The following is an 872-nucleotide window of genomic DNA, read 5'->3' on the forward strand; positions in this document are numbered from 1 at the left end:
CTAGGGCGTGTCGTCAGTTAAGCCCTGAGAGTGGCACGTGAGGGTTGTACTTTGTGTCTGCGTGTGCTGACTGTTTTTCCCGTTTTTTTGGGGAGACAGACAGATGCGGCGCTATAGTTTACGCGATGACCAGTGGGAGCGGATAAAGGATCTTCTTCCTGGTCGAGAAGGCTATGTCGGCGGCACTGCGGTGAACAACCGTCTGTTCGTGGAGGCGGTGCTGTATCGCTATCGTGCGGGTATTCCATGGCGCGACCTTCCTGCCCGTTTCGGTGACTGGAAAAACGTGCACCGGCGTCTGCGCCGCTGGTGTGAAAGCGGCGTCATCGAACGGATATTTCGTTATCTGGCCGCTGATTACGACAACGAATACATGATGATCGACAGCACAATTGTCCGAGCGCATCAGCATAGTGCCGGAGCTCTCAAAAAAGGGGCACGGATCAGGCCATCGGACGATCACGAGGCGGGCTAACTACAAAGATCCATGCCATCTGCGACGCTCTGGGCAATCCAGTGGAACTCGGTATCACACCGGGACAGGATGCCGATATCACCCAGGCAGAACCACTTCTGGAAAACATCGACCCGGATGCTTTCCTTGCTGACAAGGCGTATGACGCGGACAGGTTGATCGATCGGCTGATACAGTGCGGGATTACCCCGGTCATCCCGCCAAAACGCAACAGAACGACACGACGGAAAACCGATTTTTCTCTCTACCGCGAACGGAACCTTGTTGAGAGGTTCTTCAATAAACTCAAGCAGTTTCGCGCTATCGCAACCCGCTACGATAAACTGAAATCGACCTTCCTCGCAGCCGTTCAGTTCGCCTCAGTCATCATCCTGCTTAACTGACGACACGCCGTAGA

1 protein-coding gene is annotated in these 872 nt (G+C 54.4%); it reads left to right on the forward strand.

Annotation, left to right across the window (positions count from 1 at the left end):
- Window positions 1–103 precede the first annotated feature (103 nt).
- Window positions 104–858 (forward strand): IS5 family transposase gene (locus tag FKW19_RS14810; protein WP_089178375.1). Its coding sequence is split into 2 segments (ribosomal slippage): window positions 104–443 and window positions 443–858, totalling 756 coding nucleotides; the frame shifts between segments, so codons are not numbered across the junction.
- Window positions 859–872: the final 14 nt, after the last annotated feature.

The sequence above is a fragment of the Acetobacter sp. DmW_125128 genome (assembly GCF_008704325.1).
GTDB lineage: Bacteria > Pseudomonadota > Alphaproteobacteria > Acetobacterales > Acetobacteraceae > Acetobacter > Acetobacter oryzifermentans.